Origin of the sequence: Haloarcula limicola, assembly GCF_010119205.1 — an archaeon.
Classification (GTDB): Archaea; Halobacteriota; Halobacteria; order Halobacteriales; family Haloarculaceae; genus Haloarcula; species Haloarcula limicola.
Genome location: NZ_WRXM01000002.1, coordinates 503,558 through 522,794, shown reverse-complemented (window position 1 = coordinate 522,794; position 19,237 = coordinate 503,558). Strand labels below are relative to the sequence as shown.

The 19,237-nt window shown below is 59.1% G+C and carries 12 protein-coding genes and 1 pseudogene; 5 read left to right on the top strand and 8 right to left on the bottom strand.

Annotated elements, in window-relative coordinates; genetic code table 11:
* Positions 1-2 precede the first annotated feature (2 nt).
* The 5 genes from GO488_RS12060 to acs (GO488_RS12040) all read right to left on the bottom strand — a co-directional run bounded on the left by GO488_RS12060 (position 3) and on the right by acs (GO488_RS12040) (position 8,035).
* Positions 3-1,682, bottom strand: coding sequence for a sodium:solute symporter family transporter (locus GO488_RS12060; RefSeq protein ID WP_162318074.1), 1,680 nt, complete (start codon positions 1,680-1,682; stop codon positions 3-5).
* Positions 1,679-2,137 carry a DUF4212 domain-containing protein gene (locus GO488_RS12055; protein WP_162318073.1) on the bottom strand — a complete coding sequence of 153 codons (459 nt, stop codon included), beginning with the start codon at positions 2,135-2,137 and terminating at the stop codon, positions 1,679-1,681. The genes GO488_RS12060 and GO488_RS12055 overlap by 4 nt, the downstream gene beginning before the upstream one ends.
* Before the next feature lie 52 nt (positions 2,138-2,189).
* The gene (acs, locus tag GO488_RS12050; protein ID WP_162318072.1) at positions 2,190-4,184 is read right to left on the bottom strand and encodes an acetate--CoA ligase; all 1,995 of its coding nucleotides are present in this window, start codon (positions 4,182-4,184) and stop codon (positions 2,190-2,192) included.
* A 70-nt stretch (positions 4,185-4,254) separates the two neighbouring features.
* Positions 4,255-5,952 (bottom strand): bacterio-opsin activator domain-containing protein, encoded by a 1,698-nt coding sequence (locus GO488_RS12045; RefSeq protein ID WP_162318071.1) that lies wholly within the window; start codon positions 5,950-5,952, stop codon positions 4,255-4,257.
* Positions 5,953-6,094: 142 nt separating this feature from the next.
* Positions 6,095-8,035 (bottom strand): acetate--CoA ligase, encoded by a 1,941-nt coding sequence (gene acs / locus GO488_RS12040; RefSeq protein WP_162318070.1) that lies wholly within the window; start codon positions 8,033-8,035, stop codon positions 6,095-6,097.
* A gap of 166 nt (positions 8,036-8,201) precedes the next feature.
* Between acs (GO488_RS12040) and GO488_RS12035 the strand changes: the two genes are divergently transcribed.
* From GO488_RS12035 to glmS, 3 genes are all read left to right on the top strand, one after another.
* Complete coding sequence (locus tag GO488_RS12035) at positions 8,202-9,062, top strand: CheF family chemotaxis protein (protein ID WP_162318069.1); 861 nt, start codon at positions 8,202-8,204, stop codon at positions 9,060-9,062.
* A 568-nt stretch (positions 9,063-9,630) separates the two neighbouring features.
* Positions 9,631-10,821 carry a bifunctional sugar-1-phosphate nucleotidylyltransferase/acetyltransferase gene (glmU, locus tag GO488_RS12030; RefSeq protein ID WP_162318068.1) on the top strand — a complete coding sequence of 397 codons (1,191 nt, stop codon included), beginning with the start codon at positions 9,631-9,633 and terminating at the stop codon, positions 10,819-10,821.
* Positions 10,821-12,611, top strand: coding sequence for a glutamine--fructose-6-phosphate transaminase (isomerizing) (gene glmS / locus GO488_RS12025; protein ID WP_162318067.1), 1,791 nt, complete (start codon positions 10,821-10,823; stop codon positions 12,609-12,611). The genes glmU and glmS overlap by 1 nt, the downstream gene beginning before the upstream one ends.
* Positions 12,612-13,061: 450 nt before the next feature.
* On the opposite strand, the gene GO488_RS12020 is transcribed toward glmS, so the two are convergent.
* Positions 13,062-14,015 carry a hypothetical protein gene (locus GO488_RS12020; RefSeq protein WP_162318066.1) on the bottom strand — a complete coding sequence of 318 codons (954 nt, stop codon included), beginning with the start codon at positions 14,013-14,015 and terminating at the stop codon, positions 13,062-13,064.
* Positions 14,016-14,264: 249 nt separating this feature from the next.
* Between GO488_RS12020 and GO488_RS12015 the strand changes: the two genes are divergently transcribed.
* Positions 14,265-15,290, top strand: a complete 1,026-nt coding sequence (locus GO488_RS12015) for a polysaccharide pyruvyl transferase family protein (protein WP_162318065.1) — start codon at positions 14,265-14,267, stop codon at positions 15,288-15,290.
* Positions 15,291-15,353: 63 nt separating this feature from the next.
* Positions 15,354-16,052, top strand: a pseudogene (locus GO488_RS12010) (IS6 family transposase).
* Here GO488_RS12010 and GO488_RS12005 read toward each other — a convergent pair.
* Positions 16,047-17,504, bottom strand: coding sequence for a flippase (locus GO488_RS12005; protein WP_162318064.1), 1,458 nt, complete (start codon positions 17,502-17,504; stop codon positions 16,047-16,049). The pseudogene GO488_RS12010 and the gene GO488_RS12005 overlap by 6 nt on opposite strands.
* Before the next feature lie 61 nt (positions 17,505-17,565).
* Positions 17,566-19,227 (bottom strand): O-antigen ligase family protein, encoded by a 1,662-nt coding sequence (locus GO488_RS12000; RefSeq protein WP_162318063.1) that lies wholly within the window; start codon positions 19,225-19,227, stop codon positions 17,566-17,568.
* Positions 19,228-19,237: the final 10 nt, after the last annotated feature.

The window sequence follows — 19,237 nt, the reverse complement described above, 5'->3', positions numbered from 1 at the left end:
GGTCAGTCGTCCGAGGGTTGTGGTTCACCGCCGTCGGTCGTCGCGACCTCTTCGGCGGACTGCATCTTCGACATCGGTTCGGGGCTGTGACACTGCCGGACCAGTCGCTTGGTCGCCATGTCGGGTTCGTCGGTCGCCAGCGAGACGCCGATGGTGACCGCGAAGACGATGGGCACGGCGATCAGCGCCGAGCCGATGGCCGGGAGCCACTGGGCGAGGACGGGCACGAACGGCCCCTCCGCGCCGATGTAGTTCGGCAGCACCTCGTTTATCATCGGGATGAACCAGATGACCAGTCCCGTTATCATGCCGGCGAGCGCGCCCTCGCGGTTCGTGTTCTCCCACCAGAGACCGAGGAAGAACATGGGGAACAGCACGGCACCGGCGAGCGAGAACGCGTACGAGACCAGCGCAGCGATGGGGGCCGCGGGGTCGAGCGCGGCGAGCGTCGTGATGACGCCCAGCGCGACGATGCTCCCGCGGCCGACCAGCATCTGCTGGCGCTGGCTGGCGTCCTCGTTGATGATGTTCGCGTAGATGTCGTGCGAGATGGCCGACGAGCCGGTGATGAACAGGCCCGCAGTCGTCGCGATGGCGGCGGCGATGCCGCCCGCCGCGACGAAGCCGACGAACCACTGGGGCAGGTTCGAGAGCTGGGCGGCCAGCACGACGATGACGTCGCCGGCGGCGCTGGTCATGCCGGGGTCGCCGTAGACGTCACCGATGTTCGCGCTGTAGAGGTCGGTACCGAAGGCGGCGAACGCCGGCGCCGAGAGGTACAGCAGGCAGATGAAGAACAGCCCCCAGACGGTCGACCAGCGGGCCGTCCGTTCGTTCTCGACCGTGTAGAACCGCACGAGGACGTGCGGGAGGCCGCAGGTCCCGACGACGAGCGAGAACGCCGTCGCCAGCCAGAGGTAGTAGCTCGCGGAGACGAACGGCTCGCTGAACTCGCTGCTGAGCGTGCTGAACAGCGCTCCGTACTCGATCTGCGGGAGCACCGTCGAGTACCCCCCCGTGAAGCCGACGGTGTAGAGGCCGGCGAGGAACGCGACGATGAGGATGACGTACTGGACGGCCATGTTCTTGGTCGCGCCCAACATCCCCGAGACGGTGAGATAGCCGACGGTGATGGCCATCATGAAGATGACCATCGACTGGTACCCGGAGAAGCCGGGGATGCCGATGTCACCGAAGATGTAGAGGCCGACGAGGCCCATTCCGCGGGCCTGCCCGATGGCGTAGACGAACCCGATGAGGAACGTCGTCACGGCCCCGATGGCGCGCGCGCTGTCGGAGTTGAAACGGTCGCCGACGAAGTCGGGCGCGGTGTACTTCCCGAACCGGCGCATCTGCGCCGCGAGGAAGATGAGCAGGATGAAGTAGCCCGTCGACCAGCCGACGACGAACGCCAGCCCGTAGAAGCCTGAGAGGGCGATGAGCGCCGCCATCCCGAGGTACGACGCGGCCGACATCCAGTTGGCCCCGATGGCCATCCCGTTCTCGACGTTCCCGATCGAGCGACCGGCGACCCACATCCCCTCGGTGTCGGCGACGCGGAACGCGAAGCCGATGCCGAGGAACAGCAGGAGCATCGAGAGGACGAGTATCGCCGGGAGCAGTTTGAACGAGACGTTCAGCCCCTCGGGGAGCAGGCCGCTCTGGAGCAGGTAGGTCATCATTCGCGGACGCCTCCGTCAGTGGCGGCTTGCTCCTCGCCGGCCGCGTCCTCCGCGGCGGTCTCGGCGGCGTCGCCGTGACTGATACCGTACTTCTCGTCCAGCTGGTCGCGCTTGCGGGCGTACCAGAACGAGAGGATGAGCGCGCCGGCGGGCGCGCCGATGGCGACGAGGAAGTAGTGTAGCGGGAAGCCGATGACCGGGATCGGCGTCGTCATGACGCCCGGGACGACGGCCGTCAGCGTCACCGGGACGAAGACGATGATGGCCCAGGCGATGAACCCCGTCCAGACCACTCGCAAGTGGTCGCGCATGAACGGCGTGCTCGGGTTCAGCAGGTTCACCTCCTCGTCGAGGTAGTTCGTGTTCTGATGTGCCTGTGCTGCCTGTGCGGCGGTCCCGCCGTCGGTCGAGACTGACGGGCCGTCGCCGGAATCGTGCGTGTTCTTATCTGTCATAGTTCCGTTCGTGGTGTATCAGTGTCTGTGCGTTCGAAAAACGGTGCGCGGCTCAGTCGCCGCCGACCTTCGACTGGATGTCGGAGACGACGTCCGGGTTGCGCAGCGTGCTGGTGTCGCCCAGCTCCTCGCCGTTGGCGATGTCTTCGAGGAGGCGACGCATGATCTTGCCCGAGCGGGTCTTGGGCAGTTCCGGCGTGAAGATGACGGCCTCCGGCCGGGCGATCGGCCCGATGGCGTCTTCGACGCTCTCGATGATGCGTTCTCGCAGCTCCTCGTCTTCCTCGTACCCGTCCTCCGTGATGACGTAGGCGTAGACCGCCTCGCCCTTGATGTCGTGTTCGCCGCCGACGACGGCGGCCTCCGCGACCCCCTCGACGCCGACGATGGCGCTCTCGATCTCCATCGTCCCGAGGCGGTGCCCCGAGACGTTGAGCACGTCGTCGACCCGACCGAGGACGGTGATGTAGCCGTCCTGGTCGATCTTCGCGCCGTCTTCGGGGAAGTACACCCAGTCGGCCGGGTCGTCGCTGTCGGTGTTCGAGTACTCTCGCCAGTACTCGTCGATGAAGCGCTCGTCGTTCTTGTACAGCGTCCGCAGCATGCCGGGCCACGGTTTGTTGACGACGAGGTAGCCCGCCTCGCCCGCCTTCACGGGACTACCGCTGACGTCGACGATGTCGGCGCTGACGCCCGGCAAGGGCGGGCCGGCGGAGCCGGGTTTCATGTCGCCGACGCCGGGCAGCGTCGTCAGCATCATGCCGCCGGTCTCGGTCTGCCACCAGGTGTCGACGACGGGGCAGTCCTCCTTGCCGATGTGCTTGTAGTACCACTTCCAGGCCCGCGGGTTGATGGGTTCGCCGACGGTCCCGAGCAGGCGCAGGCTGGAGAGGTCGTGGCTGTCGGGGTACTCCTCGCCCCACTTCATGAACGAGCGGATGGCCGTCGGCGCGGTGTACAGCTGCGTGATATCGTGGTCCTCGATGATCTCCCAGAGCCGGTCCTTGTCGGGGTAGTCGGGCGTCCCCTCGTACATCGTCGTCGTCGTGCCGAGCGCGAGCGGCCCGTAGATGATGTAGGAGTGGCCCGTGATCCAGCCGATGTCGGCCGAGCAGAAGTAGGTGTCATCGGGTTTGATGTCGAGGACGGCCTGCGAGGTCCAGGCGACGTAGGAGAGGTAGCCGGCGGTGGTGTGTTTCACCCCCTTCGGCTCGCCGGTCGTCCCCGAGGTGTACATCAGGAACAGCATGTCCTCGGCGTCCCGTGAGACCGGGTCTACCTCCGCGCCCTCGTGTTCGCTCTGGAGTTCCTCGAAGGCGACCTGGTTGTCGGCGTAGTCGTGGTCGAAGCCGTCGCCGTCGAGCAGGCGCTCGGCCACCGCGACTGTCTCCACGTCGTGTTCGACCCCCTCCAGTCCCTCGTTCGCCTTCTCGAGGTGGTCGAGCGGGTCGCCGCGTCGGTAGTAGCCGTCGCAGGTGACGAGGTACTCCGAGTCGGCGGAGTTCATCCGCGTCGCCAGCGCGTCCGCCGAGAACCCGGCGAACACCACCGAGTGGGGCGCGCCGATGCGGGCGCAGGCCAGCATGGCGATGGGGAGCTGGGGGATCATCGGCATGTACATCGTGACCACGTCGTCCTCCTCGACGCCCTGTTCGCGGAGCGCGGCCGCGAACTCGTTGACCTCGCGGTGGAGGTCCTCGTAGGTGTAGGTGACGTCCTCTTCGTCTACGGGTTCCCCGACCCACTCGATGGCCGCCTCGTCCCCCCGCTCGTCGAGGTGGCGGTCGATACAGTTCGCCGAAGCGTTCAGCGTCCCCCCGTTGAACCACTCGTAAAACGGCGGGTTCGAGTCGTTCAGTACCTGGTCGTAGGACTCCTCCCAGTCCAGCAGTTCAGCCGCGTCCTCCCAACACTCCGGCCAGTTCTCCTCGAACTCTTCGTAGATGCCCTCGTCGGTGACGTTCGCCTGCTCGACGAACGACTCCGGGGGCTCGAAGACCTCCTGCTCTTCCAAGCGCGCCTCGAGTTGGACATCATCATCTGACATGGTCTATCACCCACAATCAACGGGTCACTGATAAACGGGGGGTCTAACTATGGCAATTGTTACCTGTCGGTCACCCGTTCAGCGGCGCGGGCGGCTCTTCGGTCGGCGCGTCGGCGAAGAACGCCGTCAGGAGCTTCTGCTGGGCCTTCCTGAGGTGGTTGTGGAACGTCGGCGAGGAGACGTCGAGCGAGTCGGCGAGCTCCTCTGCGGTGGTCCCGCGGGGCCACTCGAAGTAGCCGCTGTGGTAGGCGGCCTGTAACACCGTCGCCTGCCGCTCCGAGAGGCGGTCGGAGAGGCGCTCCCGGAAGCCGGTCTCCGTCTCGACGGACCGCTCCGTCTCGCGTTTGGCTATCAGCGACGTCCCCGGATAGGCGTCGACGACGGCGTCGACCGCCTCGCGGAGGTCGGTGTCGCCGGGCAGTTCGGCCTCGATGGTCGCCGACCCGTTCTCGGCCGTGAGATCGCGGAGACGGCCGCCCTTTTCGACGAGCGAGAGCGCGGGCGCGGCCGTCACGACCACCTCGACGAGCGCGCCGTCGCCGTAATCCTCGATGAGGCGGGCGTCGGCGATGTCCTCGTCGTCGGCGGCCCGAGAGAGGACCGGTCCGGCGGGCGCGCCCTCGACGACCAGATAGTACAGCAGGGAGCGCCCGCCCACCGGGACGACGCCCGAGAGTTCGAGCGCGCAGTCGAGTTCGTCCGAGAGTCCGACGGTGAACGCGTCGCGGTCGGTGCATTCGAAGGTGAGTTCCGTGACCGTATCGGCCAGCAGGAGGCGCTTGCGCTCGACGGCCGCCAGCGCCGAGCCGACCTGCGCGCCCAGCGCCGCCAGCAGGTCCTGCTCGGCGTCGACGACGCGGGCCGTCGTCCCGATGGCGAGGACGCCGGCCGCGGCGTCGTCCCGGACGATGGGGACGAGCGCCATCGGCCCGCGGGCGTCCTCGGCCATCCGCACCTCGTGACCGTCCATCGCGGCCGCCGCCTGCTCTTCGTGGTCGCGCGCCCGGTCCCCGACGCTGTCCTCGTCGATACCGGCCGACGCGCGCGGCGTCAGGCCGTCGCCGGTGCGTTCGGCGACCCACGCGAATCGAAAGCCCTCGGTGTCGGCCAGTCGCTCGCAGACGGTCCGTTCGATCTCCTCGCCGGTCGCCGCGCCGGCCAGCGTCTCGCCGACGTCTGCGGCGACGGCGATGGTTCGGCGGAGGCGGGTCGGCGTCGGGACGTCCTCGGTGTCCTCGATGGCGCGGACGACTCGCTCGCGGTCCGGCTCCGGCAACAGCGGTTCGAGTCGCGCGAGGCGGTCCCAGCCGCCGAGTTCGCAGACGACGTGGGGCGGAACGCCCTTCGAGAGCAGCGTCGCGGCGAAGCGCCAGCGCAGATCGCGGGAGGAGGTCTCGGCCAGCCGAGGCGTGGTCTCGGCGGCCCGGTCCGCGACTTCCCCGACGATCATCTGGAGGCGGCGGGCCGACACCGACAGCAGCGGTTCGTCCCCGTCACGGCCGTTCGCGCTGGCGAACTTCCGCAGGTCGTGTTCGACGGCGTCGGGGAGGTACGCCTCGCGGTCGGGTTCGCCCTTGCCGTCGCGCACGGTCAGGAAGAAGTGGTCGTCGGCGCTCGTCACGTCCGCGAGACGGACGCGCGTCATCTCGGCCGGGCGCAGGCCGACCTCCGCGCCGAGGCGCAGGACGAGGTCCTCGCGGTACGTCTCGGCGACTCGCCGGAGCTGTTCGTAGCCGCGCGCGCCGAGAACGTCCGCCGAATCCGTCATACTGTTTCGGATATTCGAGACTCTCCGAAATAAGCCTACGGGACTCTAACCGCTGTCGACCGGATGATTCCTTCGTGAACGGTGAACTTCGACAGCCGTACCGAATTCTCGTTTCGGAAACTTCCGAATTAGCGAAACGCCGCTAGCGGTCGGGCGTCGCGGACTGCAACTCGCCGAGGATCTCGGGGTTTCGGAGCGCGCTCGTATCGCCCAACTCGTCGCCGTTGGCGACCGCGGTGAGGAGCCGCCGCATTACCTTCCCGGAGCGCGTCTTCGGGAGGTCGGGCGTGAAGATGATCGCCTCGGGCGTGGCGACGCTGCCGATCGCCGCTTCGACGGCCGCCTCGATGCGCGCTTCGAGGTCGGCCTCGGCGCAGTTGCCCTCCGGCGAGACGTAGGCGTAGACGGCCGTCCCCGTGGTCGCGTGGTTCGCCCCGACGACGGCGGTCTCGGCGACGCCCTCGACGCCCGCGATGGCGCTCTCGAGTTCCATCGTGCTGAAGCGCCGCCCGGCGACGTTGATGGCGTCGTCGATGCGACCCAGGAACGTGACGTAGCCGTCGCCGTCGACGGTCGCGCCGTCCTCGGGGTAGTAACGCCACTCGTCGCCGTGGACCGACGCCGCGCCCCAGTCCTCGCCGGTTCGCAGCGCGCGGGGCATCCCCGGCCACGGCCGAGTGACGACGAGTTCACCGGCCTCGCCGCGGTCGACCGGTTCGCCCGCGGGGTCGACCACGTCCGTCTCGATCCCCGGTAGCGGCTTCCCCGCCGCGCCGGGTTTCATCGCGTCGACGCCCGGGAGCGTGGCGACCAGAATCGCGCCCGTCTCGGTCTGCCACCACGTGTCGACGACGGGCGCCTCGCCGCCGCCGATGTGCTCGCGGTACCACTGCCAGGCCCGCTCGTCGATGGGTTCGCCGACGGTCCCGAGCAGGCGCAGGCTGGAGAGGTCGTGCTGTGCGGGGTACTCCTCGCCCCACTTCATGAACGCGCGGATGGCCGTCGGTGCGGTGTAGAAGACGTCGACGGCGTAGCGCTCGACGATGTCCCAGAGGCGGTCTTTCTCCGGGTGGTCGGGCGTCCCGTTGTAGAGGACGGTGGTCGTCCCGAGCGCGAGCGGGCCGTAGACGATGTAGGAGTGGCCCGTGATCCAGCCGATGTCGGCCGAACACCAGTAGGTGTCCGTCGGCTTGACGTCCAGCACCGATTCGCTGGTCCAGGCGACGTGCGCGAGGTAGCCGCCGGTGGTGTGGTCGACGGCCTTGGGTTCGCCCGTCGTCCCCGAGGTGTAGATGCGAAAGAGGGTGTCGCTCGCGTCCCGCGGGACCGGGTCGACCGTCTCGCCGTCGTGTGCGTCCCGCAGCGTCGCGTAGTCGTAGTAGTCCTTCCCGAGGTGGACGTCCCGGCCCAGCCGATCCAACACGACCACGGAGACGTCCTGTTCGACGGCGATGCGGGCGTTGTCGGCCTTGTTCTTCTGGGCGACGGCGCTGCCCCGTCGGTAGTAGCCGTCGCAGGTGACGAGCAGTTCCGAGCCGGTGCGTTCCATCCGCTCGGCGAGCGCGCCCGAGGAGAACCCCGCGAAGACGACGTTGTGAACGACGCCCAGCCGCACGCAGGCGAGCATCACGACGGGGAGTTCGGGGACCATCGGGAGGTAGATGGTCACCACGTCGTCCTCCTCGACGCCGCGTTCGCGAAGCGCCGCCGCGACGGCGTTGACCTCGCGGGAGAGCTCCCGGTAGGTGTAGGTCCGGGACTCGCCGTGGCCCTCCCAGATGAGCGCCAACTGGTTCTTGCGCTCGGGGAGGTGTCGGTCGATGCAGTTGTACGAGGCGTTCAGCGTCCCACCGGCGAACCACTCGAAGGGCGGCCCGTCCTCGCCGTCGAGAACGCTGTCGTACGCCTCCTCCCAGTCCAGTAGCTCGGCCGCTCGCCGCCAGCAGTCCGGCCACTCCCGCTCGAAGGTCTCGTACACCGACGGATCGGCCTGGTTGGCCTGCTCGGCGAACCACGCGGGCGGGTCGATGGCCGGGCGGTCTTTCAGGGCGGTCTTGCGGCCCGACCCGTGGGGCCTTGTCATTGCGTGGCACTTCGGGGGCGTCGTCAAAAGGATTGGTGCTACATGAGAGAAGAATTGGAACGGGACACGGACAGGTAGCGTGTCCTCTCGCGTTCTCAACATCGACACTGGCGGCGGAAGCTATATTCGCCGCCCTCGAAAACGATGGGTAAGACCGAGAACGGGCATGAGCGACACAGAGAAGAAGATCGCCGACACGCGGGGCCAGTACCTCCAGGCCGTCTCGCAGGGCCAGCGGCTCACCGACGCCGAGTGGCGGAACTGTCGCATCGTCCTCACGACCGAGCGCATCGCGCTCGTCGGCGATAGCAAGCGCCAGATCGCCCTCTCGGAGATCGACCGCCTCACCGACCGCTTCGACGTGAACCAGCAGAGCGCCGGCGTCTCCGAGTACGTCGGCTTTCACGTCGACGACGACGTCCTCCTCGTCACCGCGTCGAACCACGCGGCCTTCGAGACGGACCTCTACCGGGCGGCCTTGGACGGCGCGGTCGTCCTCGCGCAACACCCCGCGCTGAAGGGCGGCGTCGTCCAGGACACCGAGTGGACGAAGGGCCGACTGAAGGTGAGCGACGAGACGGTGCGGCTCGCGCTGGCCGACGGACAGGCCGTCGACATCGACCGCGCCGACATCGGCGACCTCTCCGTCGAGGAGAAACAGGTCTCGGGCGCGGAACGCACCGTCATCCAGGTCGAACACTCGGAGGACGACATCAGCGTCGAGACCCACCTCGCCGGCGAGGAGTTCCAGGCCACCGTCCTCCGGACGATGCTCGAAGACAGCGCTGAAGCGAACCGCGCCGACTTAGACCTCTCGGCGACGGAGAAGCGGGTCATTATGGCGTTGCACTCGGGCGTCTCGCCGTTCGACATCCCGAACTTCGTCGGCATCGACGTTGAGAAGACCGAGGCCATCTTCGACCGCCTCGTCGAACTCGACGTCATCAGCGTCCTCCGCGAGCGGACCGAGGTGGCGCTGACCACGAAGGGACGCCGTGTTGCTGGGGATAGGATGGGAGAGCAGTAGGGAGATTCGGAACGAGCGAAGCGAGTGAGAATCTCCACAAAGCGCAGCGGGGAACGGAGTAACCCGCGAGCAGTAGCGCGGGCTCGAACGGAGTGAGAGGCCGCGAAGTGCGAACGGGAAGCGGTAGCGAGGTCGCGCTAGCGGCCTCGGTCAGTCGAGCGGGCACCGCCCGCGAGACAGCGACCCGTGAGCAGTAGCGAGGGGGTGAGTGAAACGAACCGCAGAGCGATAGGGAGACTCCGAGCAACGCGAGGCGTCTCCGATAGCGAACGAGGAGCGAAGCGACTCGTGAGCAATAGCACGGTTCTGGACGGGGGAATTAGGGAGACATTTCCGACCCGACGAGGCCCGTAAACGACGAAAAAACCGTGACCATCGGTCTCGATCGCGCTATCGAGCGCGGCTAATTCGTCGCTACGGTCGTAGAAGGTCATTATCTGGATAATGATTATCGAGATAATGACCTAGCCGTTTCGATGAACAACCAGAGTACGCAGTCCCATGCGCCGGTTCCCGCGAACCCCGTTAGCCCCGCCATATTCAAATCCCTACTAGCATTGATACGCGTATGGACATCGACACGGCCGTGGTCCTCGCCGCTGGTGAGGGGACCCGGCTCCGCCCGCTGACGCGAAACCGGCCGAAGCCGATGTTGCCGGCAGCGAACCGACCCATCCTGGAGCACGTCTTCGACGCCCTGATCGACGCCGGCGTCGAGGAACTGATCGCCGTCGTCGGCTACAAGCGCGACAGAGTGCAGGACCACTTTGGGCCGACGTATCGCGGCGTTCCGGTCACGTACGCCGTCCAGCACAAGCAACTCGGCAGCGGTCACGCGCTGTTGCAGGCCCGCGACAGCGTCGACGGGCCGGCGCTGGTCCTGAACGGCGACCGGCTCATCGACGCCGGGACGGTCGAAGCCGTCGCGGAGACGTTCTCGCAGTCAGGTAACGCCACGATGTCGGTGGTCGAGCGACAGGACACCAGCCGCTACGGGGCCGTCCAGGTCCGGGACGGCTACATCACGGATCTCGTCGAGAAACCCCGCGACGGGGACTACCGGCTCATCAACGGCGGCGTCTACGCCTTCTCGCCGGACATCTTCGACGCGATCCAGGACACGCCCCGGCAGGCGGGCGAACTCGCGCTGACGGACACGCTGGCGACGCTCGTCGACGAGGAGCGCGTCCGCGGCGTCGAGGTCGACGGGATGTGGGTCGACGCCACCTACCCGTGGGACCTGCTGACCGTCGCCCGCGAGGTACTGGCGCGGGGCCGCGTCGTTGAGAGCGCGCGACGCGAACAGGTCTGGATCGCCGACTCCGCGCGGGTTCACAACGAGGCCGTCCTGCAGGGGCCCGTCGTCGTCGGCCCGGACTGCGAGGTCGGGCCGGACGCGGTCATCGGTCCCGACGCCGCACTCGGCCGGACCGTCACCGTCGGCGCGAACAGCGTCGTCCAGAACACCGTCCTCGACGCCGACACGCGGGTCGACCCCGGATCGACGCTGCTCGACACCGTCACCGGGCAGGACGTGCATCTCGGCGCGACGACCGTGGTTCCGGGCGGCCCGGCCGACGTCCAGGTCGGCACGCGGGTCTTCGAGGACCAGCGGCTCGGCGCGGTCATCGCCGACCGGGCCCGCGCCCGCGGCGACGTGAGCTTCACGCCGGGGTCGCTGGTCGGCCCGAACGCCACGCTCGACGCCGGCGTGACGGTGCGCGGGAACGTCCGCGAGGGCGCGGAGGTGACCCGCTGATGTGCGGCATCATCGGCTGCGTGGGCCGCGGCGACGAGACGCTCGATACGCTGGTCCACGGGCTCTCGAAACTGGAGTACCGCGGCTACGACTCGGCCGGGGTGGCAATGGCCGACGACTCCATCGACATCTGCAAGGCCTCGGGCGAGATCTCGGATCTGAAGACGGCGCTCGAATCCGCGCGGCTCTCGGGGTCGGTCGGCATCGGTCACACCCGCTGGAGCACGCACGGCCCGCCGACCGACGGGAACGCCCACCCCCATCAGGACTGTCACGGCGACGTGGCCGTCGTCCACAACGGCATCATCGAGAACTACCAGACGCTCCGCGACGAACTCGTCGCGGCCGGCCACACCTTCACCTCCGATACGGACACGGAGGTCATCCCGCATCTGATCGAGGACGAACTCGACGCGGGACGGGACCCCGAAAACGCGGTTCGCGCGGCACTCGCCCGGTTAGAGGGCAGTTACGCCGCCGCCGTCGTCGTCGCCGGCACCGAGGCGGTCTTCGCCGCGCGCAACGACTCGCCGCTCGTGTTGGGCCTGACCGAGGACGCGACGTTCCTCGCGAGCGACGTCCCCGCGTTCCGCGACTTCACCGATCAGGTGGTCTATCTGGCCGACGGCGAGTTCGCTCGCCTGGAGAGCGCGGGCTGGACCGTCACCGACCTCGACGGAAACCTCGTCGAGAAAGAGGTGGACACGGTGCAGTGGGACCCCGAGGAGACCGGCAAGAGCGGCTACGACCACTTCATGCTCAAGGAGATCCACGAGCAACCCCGAGCGCTCCGGCAGTGTCTCCGCGGCCGCGTCGACGAGATGGCCGGCACCGTCGACATCGAGGACCTCGCGGACCTCTCGCCGAGCGGCGTGCAGTTCGTCGCCTGCGGGACCTCCTACCACGCCGCGCTCTACGGCGCGCAGCTGTTCCGCGACGCCGGCATCCCGGCCCAGGCGTTCCTCGCCAGCGAGTACGCCACCGCCGTCCCGCCCATCGGCGAGGCGCTGGTTGTCGGGGTCACCCAGAGCGGCGAGACCGCCGACACGCTGTCTGCGCTGCGGGCCGCCCGCAAGCGCGGCGCGCGGACGATGGCCGTCACGAACGTCGTCGGGTCGACGGCCGCTCGTGAATGCGACCACGCCTTCTACATCCGCGCCGGCCCCGAGATCGGTGTCGCCGCCACCAAGACGTTCTCCTCGCAGCTGACGGCGCTGAACCTGCTGGCGCTGGGGATGACCAATACGCAGGAAGCGCGCGAGGTCATCACCGCGCTCCGCGAGCTGCCTGGCAACGTCCAGCGCATCCTCGACGAATCCAACGCCGAGGAAGTCGCCGAGACCTACGAGCACTCGGACGCCTACTTCTTCATCGGCCGCGGCTATCAGTTCCCCGTCGCCTTGGAAGGCGCACTGAAGATGAAGGAGATCACGTACAAACACGCCGAGGGCTTCGCCTCCGGCGAATTGAAACACGGCCCGCTGGCGCTGGTGACCCAGAACACACCCGTGTTCGCGGTCGTGACCGGTGATGGGGAGCAAGCTCGGAAGACTCTCGGCAACGTCAAAGAGGTGGAAGCGCGGGACGCTCCCGTGGTGGCGATCACCGACGGCCAGTCAGAGGTCGAACGCTACGCGGACCACGTGCTGGAGCTACCCGAGACGCATCCGCGCGCTGCTGCGGTACTGGCGAACACGCACCTGCAGCTGGTGTCGTATCACGTCGCGTCGCTGCTGGGGCGGAACATCGACAAGCCGCGGAATCTGGCTAAAAGTGTGACTGTGGAGTAGATCGGGGTTTACCGGTCTCTCTCGTCCGAGGGCGTGTCTTCCGTTCGGTCTTCTTCCGGGAGCTCCGGTGGCGTCAGGAGAGAGACGGCCACTTCGTAGCCCCTGGTTTCGGAGAGCGGGTCGAGGACGGTTCCTTTAACATCGTCCTTCTAAGCTTGAGTCTAAATTCTTAATCCACTATACTACTTTAATATTCAGATATTCGTGATAATTAAGATTGAGGATAGTCTCACATAAATGGATTTTAACCATGCGGAAAAAATACTTGAGAATAACCATAGATCATGACGATGAATAGTAGAGTGTTCTTCTACCTCATTAAATAACTCATTTCAATCTGATAAATACCTACTGACGCGTAGGCCATCCTAATCTGTGTTACTAGACTATTTGTCAGATACTGAGATCTCTCTTTAAAGAAAGGCAGTCGGGAACGTCATATTGCCTAGGCTACTTATATCCGAGAGATTCTAACTTTTGTTCTAAACTATCTTCATTGTATACAGACCGGCGCTTTTCTGGGGTTTCTGGGATGGAAAATTTCCGCGAATCAAAAGGACAAACTAGCCAAGGCACCTTAACGAGCACCTTCGCCGTAGCGTGATCTGGATGAGCGAACCGTTGTGTTTTCCAAGGGAGTCGTGGGTGTGACTGTTCGCCCAGTAAGTTTCCGTGATCAGAGGTGACTACTGTTTTCCCCTTTAATTTGCTACATAAAAAGTCAACATATGGGAGAGTTTCTTGTAAGGACTCGTAGTAGGCTTCCCGAATTATATCCAACTCAATTTCTCCTTTTTCAAGCTTTGCCCAGATATGGTCTCTTTCGTCAGGACCACTTCCCGTTTGTTCATTATCATTAAGAGCTTCATTTCGAGCCCCGGTATTTCCACTTAAGTCTCTAAGTTCGGCCAAAGCGGTTTGCCCCAGAAATGGATGATGTGGCTGCAGGAAGTGAGCAACTATCCGTTTCTTTGGATATTTTCGTTCCATTTCTAAGGTCTGCTGTACCATTGTATTCGGCATTACTGTACCCTGATCAGAGTCCCATGCATTTTGCCAGACATCGTGCTGGTAGTGGAAAGTATCCTCCGTAACTAGGGAAACTCGAGGATTCGCATTGACATAGACAATATCAAAATATTCTCGGTCGGAGAAGTTATTCTGGGAGAATTCCCACGTTGCCGACCCTTTTGACCGGCGCCATTCTAATTTCCCTTCGATTGTATTCATTTGTTTAAACATATCATATCTACATGCATCTAATATTATGAGGTTATCCCAATCTTCCAGCATAAAATTGCAGCCTAGTAATTTATTTTGTATTTTTCCAGAATACTTTTCAATTTCTCTGAGTATCTTCGAAGGATTATTTAGTCCACTAATTATTTGCCTCACCGAGTACATGCTATCTACCTTTCTCAAATTTACGGGTGCTTCTTAAAAAACACCGCGATTAATTCCTCAATAGAGCGCTTCTTTTCCCAGCCCAAATATATAATCAGGCATTCTCTGCCACTAGAATTTTATACTAGAATTTTTGAAATCAGAATCAACACCTCCACAGCTATTATAATACATTTCTATATTATCCAATCTTGACATATGAGGTAGTTCCAAACAATCAAGTGGCTTTGCGAACGTACTGATGAGCAGATGTACTCCGCCGACCAGATATTTAGAGGCCTTTTTAACCCGTCTCTCGCTACTCGAGAATTCAAGAAACAAATCAATATTAGACTACCTCACGATTTCGGAGTCCAGGGAAGCTACTATACCGGAAATATCGGAGATCGTGCTCTTGGTGAACTATTCAAAAAACAACTTCAGCAAGAAGGGTACCGGACAAAATTGTTCGGTATGCGCGTCAGGGATAGTAATGCACCGAACAGAGTTCTTGGGGGAGGTGGCGTTCTACATGATTGGTATTCTATGGATCAATTGGAACGTCGTCTCGGATATGTTAGCGGGGGTGAAAACGGATACATTGTTGGAGTTGGTGTTCCTGGATTTCGGTCCCCAGATGCTAAAAAACTCATTGCCAATACTCTCCCCGATCTTGAACTGATTACTGTCCGTGATAAGCGGTCAAAACAGAATATCAAGAGTATTTGTGATGTTGATGTTACTGTAACTGCTTGTCCAGCGTTTCTCTATGAAGATCCAAGCGTCGAAACAAAAGAGAAAACAGGTATAAACTTTCGTCCCTGGTTTGACGAAGGTGAAAAAAGTGAGAAGGTCCTGAAAGAGTATTTTGAGTATAATGACCTAACTAAAGCCAGCAAATCATATATTGAGAATGCTAGAAATATTTGCCAAAAGGTAGACGATCCAATATTCATTCCATTTCATTATAAAGATGAAGAATTTGCAAAAAAATATTTAGACATTCCAACCTTAGACTATAAATTCTCTGTCCAAAAAACTCTTCAACGCGTTAGTCGTGTAAATCGAATGGTGACGATGCGCTATCATTCTCTAATCTTTGCTGCTATTTGTAACAAACCGATACTCGCTCTTGGATATGCGCCGAAAGTCACCGAGCTCACGAAGCAAATGAAAATTCCAGTTTACAAGCCCCATAAACCAATCTCTATTCAATTCAGTCAAGTATCAAACCTGGACTCAATTCGTTCTTCAGCACAAGAAAATTTCAATCGCTTATTTGAGATGACAAATTGATAATATATTCAATCAAATGGCACCTTCTAGTAAGGAACGAACAGGTCGAAGAGTGAGTGTTTTATGCTACTCATAGACCTGATCAAAAAGAGTTTAGACACCGCTACGCTTGAATATTGGCAGCGGAAGCGAACGGCGACGCCCGTTAGGGCATTCGCCGTTTGGCCCCATGCTGCTGGTATTTCGCTCCGAGAAACAGAAGCAATTCTTCGGCTGCTCGGCGTCGATCGCTCGTTCCAAGCGATCTGGGAGTAGGTACATCGGATTTCTGACAGCCTGCCAGACCCGCCGACGGCGAAGCCGTCGCGAGTCGCGGTCGACGAAACGGCTGTCAAAATAAATGGTGAACAGTCATGGTTGTACGCTGCAATAGATCTCGACACAAAGCTGATCTTGGATGTCGCTCTGTTCGACCGACATGGTACCAATCCGGCGGCAGCCTTCCTCCATGGCATCACCGAGAAACACGATTATTCCGAAGCAGTGTTTCTTACAGATGCTTTCGGCTATCGGAGTGCCTTCTTTCGATTAGGGATCAACGGTCGGATCGACTACATTGACCGAAACCTGATCGAACAGTGGTTTCAGACGTTCAAAATGCGAGTTGACCGTTTTCATCATTCGTGGGTGGGCAGTCAGCTGAGCGTCCGCCAGTAGCTTGCAGTTTTTGTGTATTACTACAATTGTCAGCGACTGCATCAGGCGTTGAATGATCGAACGCCAGCTCAGGAGGTTATCTATATAGTGACAAAAATCCTATAATATCGAAAGTCTTTCTGCTTGTGATTTGATTTCTGCGATTGGTATAACCCCTGATGCTATATTGAAAATTAAGAAAAGAAAAAACCCCAGAGGAGGAAAGACAAGAAGAGAAAATAATGCGGATAGATTGATAATAGAAACGAGACTTAGAAAAACCACTCCAAATACTGCCTGAATAAATATTATCTTTGCAATTAAATAGGGAGGGACCATAGCAATAGGAGATTGTCTCCAGATAATTATGTTTCCTGCGAATATAAATATATACGAGATTGCTGTCCCTGTTGCCGCTCCTAAAATCCCGAATTTCGGAATGAGAACCAAATTTACGATGATATTCAGAATGAGTCCACCAATCGTAATCATTTGAGATTCTCTAATCCAACCAGTAGCCTGTAATGCGGGTATAATAACACGAGTTGTGCCTAAAAAGAATGTGCCAATAATGAGTATTTTTAGAACTGGGGTAGCTTCAGAATACCCCTGGCCAAAATACACTGACAGAAACGGATTGGCTAGTGCGAACAGTCCAATCCCGAATAATGATAGTGATAATATTCCATATTTCACTCCAGTACGAATGTCTTTGTTAATTGCTTCAACCTCATTATCAGCCCACAAACCGGCTATATGCTGAAGGAAGGCTAGCTGGATGACTGCTGGGACAAACCAGATCATTTCAGCAGGCACGATAGCACTATTGTACAATGCAGTAGCAGAAGATCCTTTAAAATGTTCAACCAGCAGAATATCCGTTTTATATAGCAATACGGCACCTAACCCGCCAATTACCTGATATCCCCCAAACGTAGCAATATCCTTCCCACGTTCAAGGAGTTCCTTTGTGATTGGGGGTAATTCGATTCCCCTCTGAATTAATACCATAACACCTGCGGTCCCAGTTAGAATGAATGAAAGTGTATATCCGAAAAATACACCAAGAAGACCATATCCAACAAATGCAAAGACCAGCCCAGTAGCCGCAAAGATTAGACGGCGTGAAACATGAAGAACTTCCGCAATGTGTTCATCTTTTAAACCATAAAGAACCCCTCTTGCTGCATTGTGGAGGTTTTCGAATAATATGGCAGGTGAAAGTATCCAAAGCAAAGGCTGGTATCTATCAGGGACTATATCGAATTGTAGAGATATAAAAACCACTACTGTTGAAACTATACCATAGGTTAAACTTAGAAATATTGAACAGAATATTGGAAGTATCTCGTCACTTTCTTCTCCACTATATTCGGCAACAGCTTTTCTGCTAGCATCGAATATTCCTCCCTTAGTAAGAAGCATTAGGACGCTAATCCCAGCTAAAATACTTGCATATTTCCCATATTGTTCCTGTGAGATAATTCGGACTAAAAGGGGAGTAAATACCAAACCAATAATTATTTGAGATAATCTACCAGAGAGGATTGAGACAAGAGATTTAATTAAAGAACTCATACTTATATTATATCTAGTGCACGATTGACTATAGATGGCCGTTTTATCTTAACTTGGTGGTTCAAGATAGACTGTGGTCAGCGTTTCTGTTTATATTTGACTTTCCTGAAATTGTGGCTAAGACTATCCAGAAAGGTATGAAAACCGTCACTTTCGTTAACGGTGCGTGGCCCAACATCCCATAGGCTAATATTCCAATAACACCTGCGATGAGTGCAATTAGGATGGTAGAATCAAAGGACGACTCCGCGGTTGGGATCGTCCTCATCCCTTGTAGCAATATCATTCCAATTGAACCATAATAAAAGAGAAATCCGATTACTCCTGTCTCGACAATCACGGCAAGATAGATGTTGTGTAACGCAACCTGACGGTTTGGGTCAACCAATTTGGTAAAGTAATATACAAAATTCGCACCGCCAATTCCTGTGATTGGATTGTCGATAAATAGCCTTAACCCGAGATCGTACTGTTCGATTCTAATCATCAAATTTGAAAGATCAAAAAACGGGACTGAGAAAGATTCCACGGACCCGCCATGGCTAGACGGAGTAGGTGAACTCCCACTTAACGCTCCATCAGTGCTAGTCGATGGATTTCCACCCGTTGTTCCTTCAGTATTTGATGGTTGTGTTGTAGCTCCTGACTGCGAAGAGGGAAGGAAGATAATAGTAACAGAAACCAATGCAACGGTTACTACTTTCATACTGCTTGCAATGCCGTTACGGATCCAACGTATCCACTCGTTTCGGAATGCGTAGAAGATACTCATTCCGGTCAGGGTAAGGACAATTAGGAACGCACCACGTGCGGTATCTGATCCAGTAACTCTCACAATAAATGCGCCCACGACTGGAACTAAAAGCCAGATTCTCGATTTAGGACCTTCATCAGTCAAGTAAAACGCGAAGGGGATTCCGAGGAGTAACACCGTTAGTGCTGAAAGGTGAAATCCCATCCCGGCAAATCCAGTCACAAACGTACCGAGTTGGTAGGTCCCGAATAGTCCAAATTGAAACTTTGCAAGGGTTTGGGTGATTTGCGGCTCACCGAGCTGGGTAATTCGCGCTGCACCTCGAAAAAAGAACTGGAAGACGCCGTATGAAAGGTGTCCAACTAGTGTTATCCCCAAGATGGCAACTACTGATCTGGATTGAATGAGGTCGTTGAGTATACTGTATTTTACTACTTGATACGCTGCGAGGCCAAACAATAAAAAGAGGGAAAAATATATAACAACATCTGGGCGGGGGGGTGAGGAAATTAAGGATCCTAGCGCAGTCCAAGCAATAAACCCGGCAAATAGCTTTGATTCAAGATCCCACGTCTCTTTGAAGCCGCTAATATCAGTAAGAAATAAAATTAAGAACGCCCCAACTATGGGGAGGTAGACCAGCCAGAGGTTAGGGCCTATGTCTCCCGGTATTGAATCAAGGACTGGTTGAGCAACGAGAGGGACATTTGCTGCAAAAGTTGATGTGACTATAATTGCTACAACAAAACTGGTAAACACATTCCGATATTTGATAGCGGCAATTCCATAGACTATCCCGACGACTGGAACAGAAAGCACAGCGGATATCCCAAGAATATGATTGAGTATTGGTGTAAATATGAATAATCCGCCGATAAGTATGGCACACAAAATAGCCACAGATCGTCGTGGTGTAGATGAATCGAAATCAGAGCAGTTTTCGATTACGAATCCAAATATCCCAGACACGATATCGATT

Coding starts and splice junctions, on each gene's coding strand:
- glmU (WP_162318068.1), top strand. CDS start 9,631: ATGGACATCGACACGGCCGTGGTCCTCGCCGCTGGTGAGGGGACCCGG.
- GO488_RS12055 (WP_162318073.1), bottom strand. CDS start 2,137: ATGACAGATAAGAACACGCACGATTCCGGCGACGGCCCGTCAGTCTCG.
- GO488_RS12035 (WP_162318069.1), top strand. CDS start 8,202: ATGAGCGACACAGAGAAGAAGATCGCCGACACGCGGGGCCAGTACCTC.
- GO488_RS12020 (WP_162318066.1), bottom strand. CDS start 14,015: ATGTACTCGGTGAGGCAAATAATTAGTGGACTAAATAATCCTTCGAAG.
- acs (WP_162318072.1), bottom strand. CDS start 4,184: ATGTCAGATGATGATGTCCAACTCGAGGCGCGCTTGGAAGAGCAGGAG.
- glmS (WP_162318067.1), top strand. CDS start 10,821: ATGTGCGGCATCATCGGCTGCGTGGGCCGCGGCGACGAGACGCTCGAT.
- GO488_RS12015 (WP_162318065.1), top strand. CDS start 14,265: ATGTACTCCGCCGACCAGATATTTAGAGGCCTTTTTAACCCGTCTCTC.
- GO488_RS12005 (WP_162318064.1), bottom strand. CDS start 17,504: ATGAGTTCTTTAATTAAATCTCTTGTCTCAATCCTCTCTGGTAGATTA.
- GO488_RS12045 (WP_162318071.1), bottom strand. CDS start 5,952: ATGACGGATTCGGCGGACGTTCTCGGCGCGCGCGGCTACGAACAGCTC.
- GO488_RS12060 (WP_162318074.1), bottom strand. CDS start 1,682: ATGATGACCTACCTGCTCCAGAGCGGCCTGCTCCCCGAGGGGCTGAAC.
- acs (WP_162318070.1), bottom strand. CDS start 8,035: ATGACAAGGCCCCACGGGTCGGGCCGCAAGACCGCCCTGAAAGACCGC.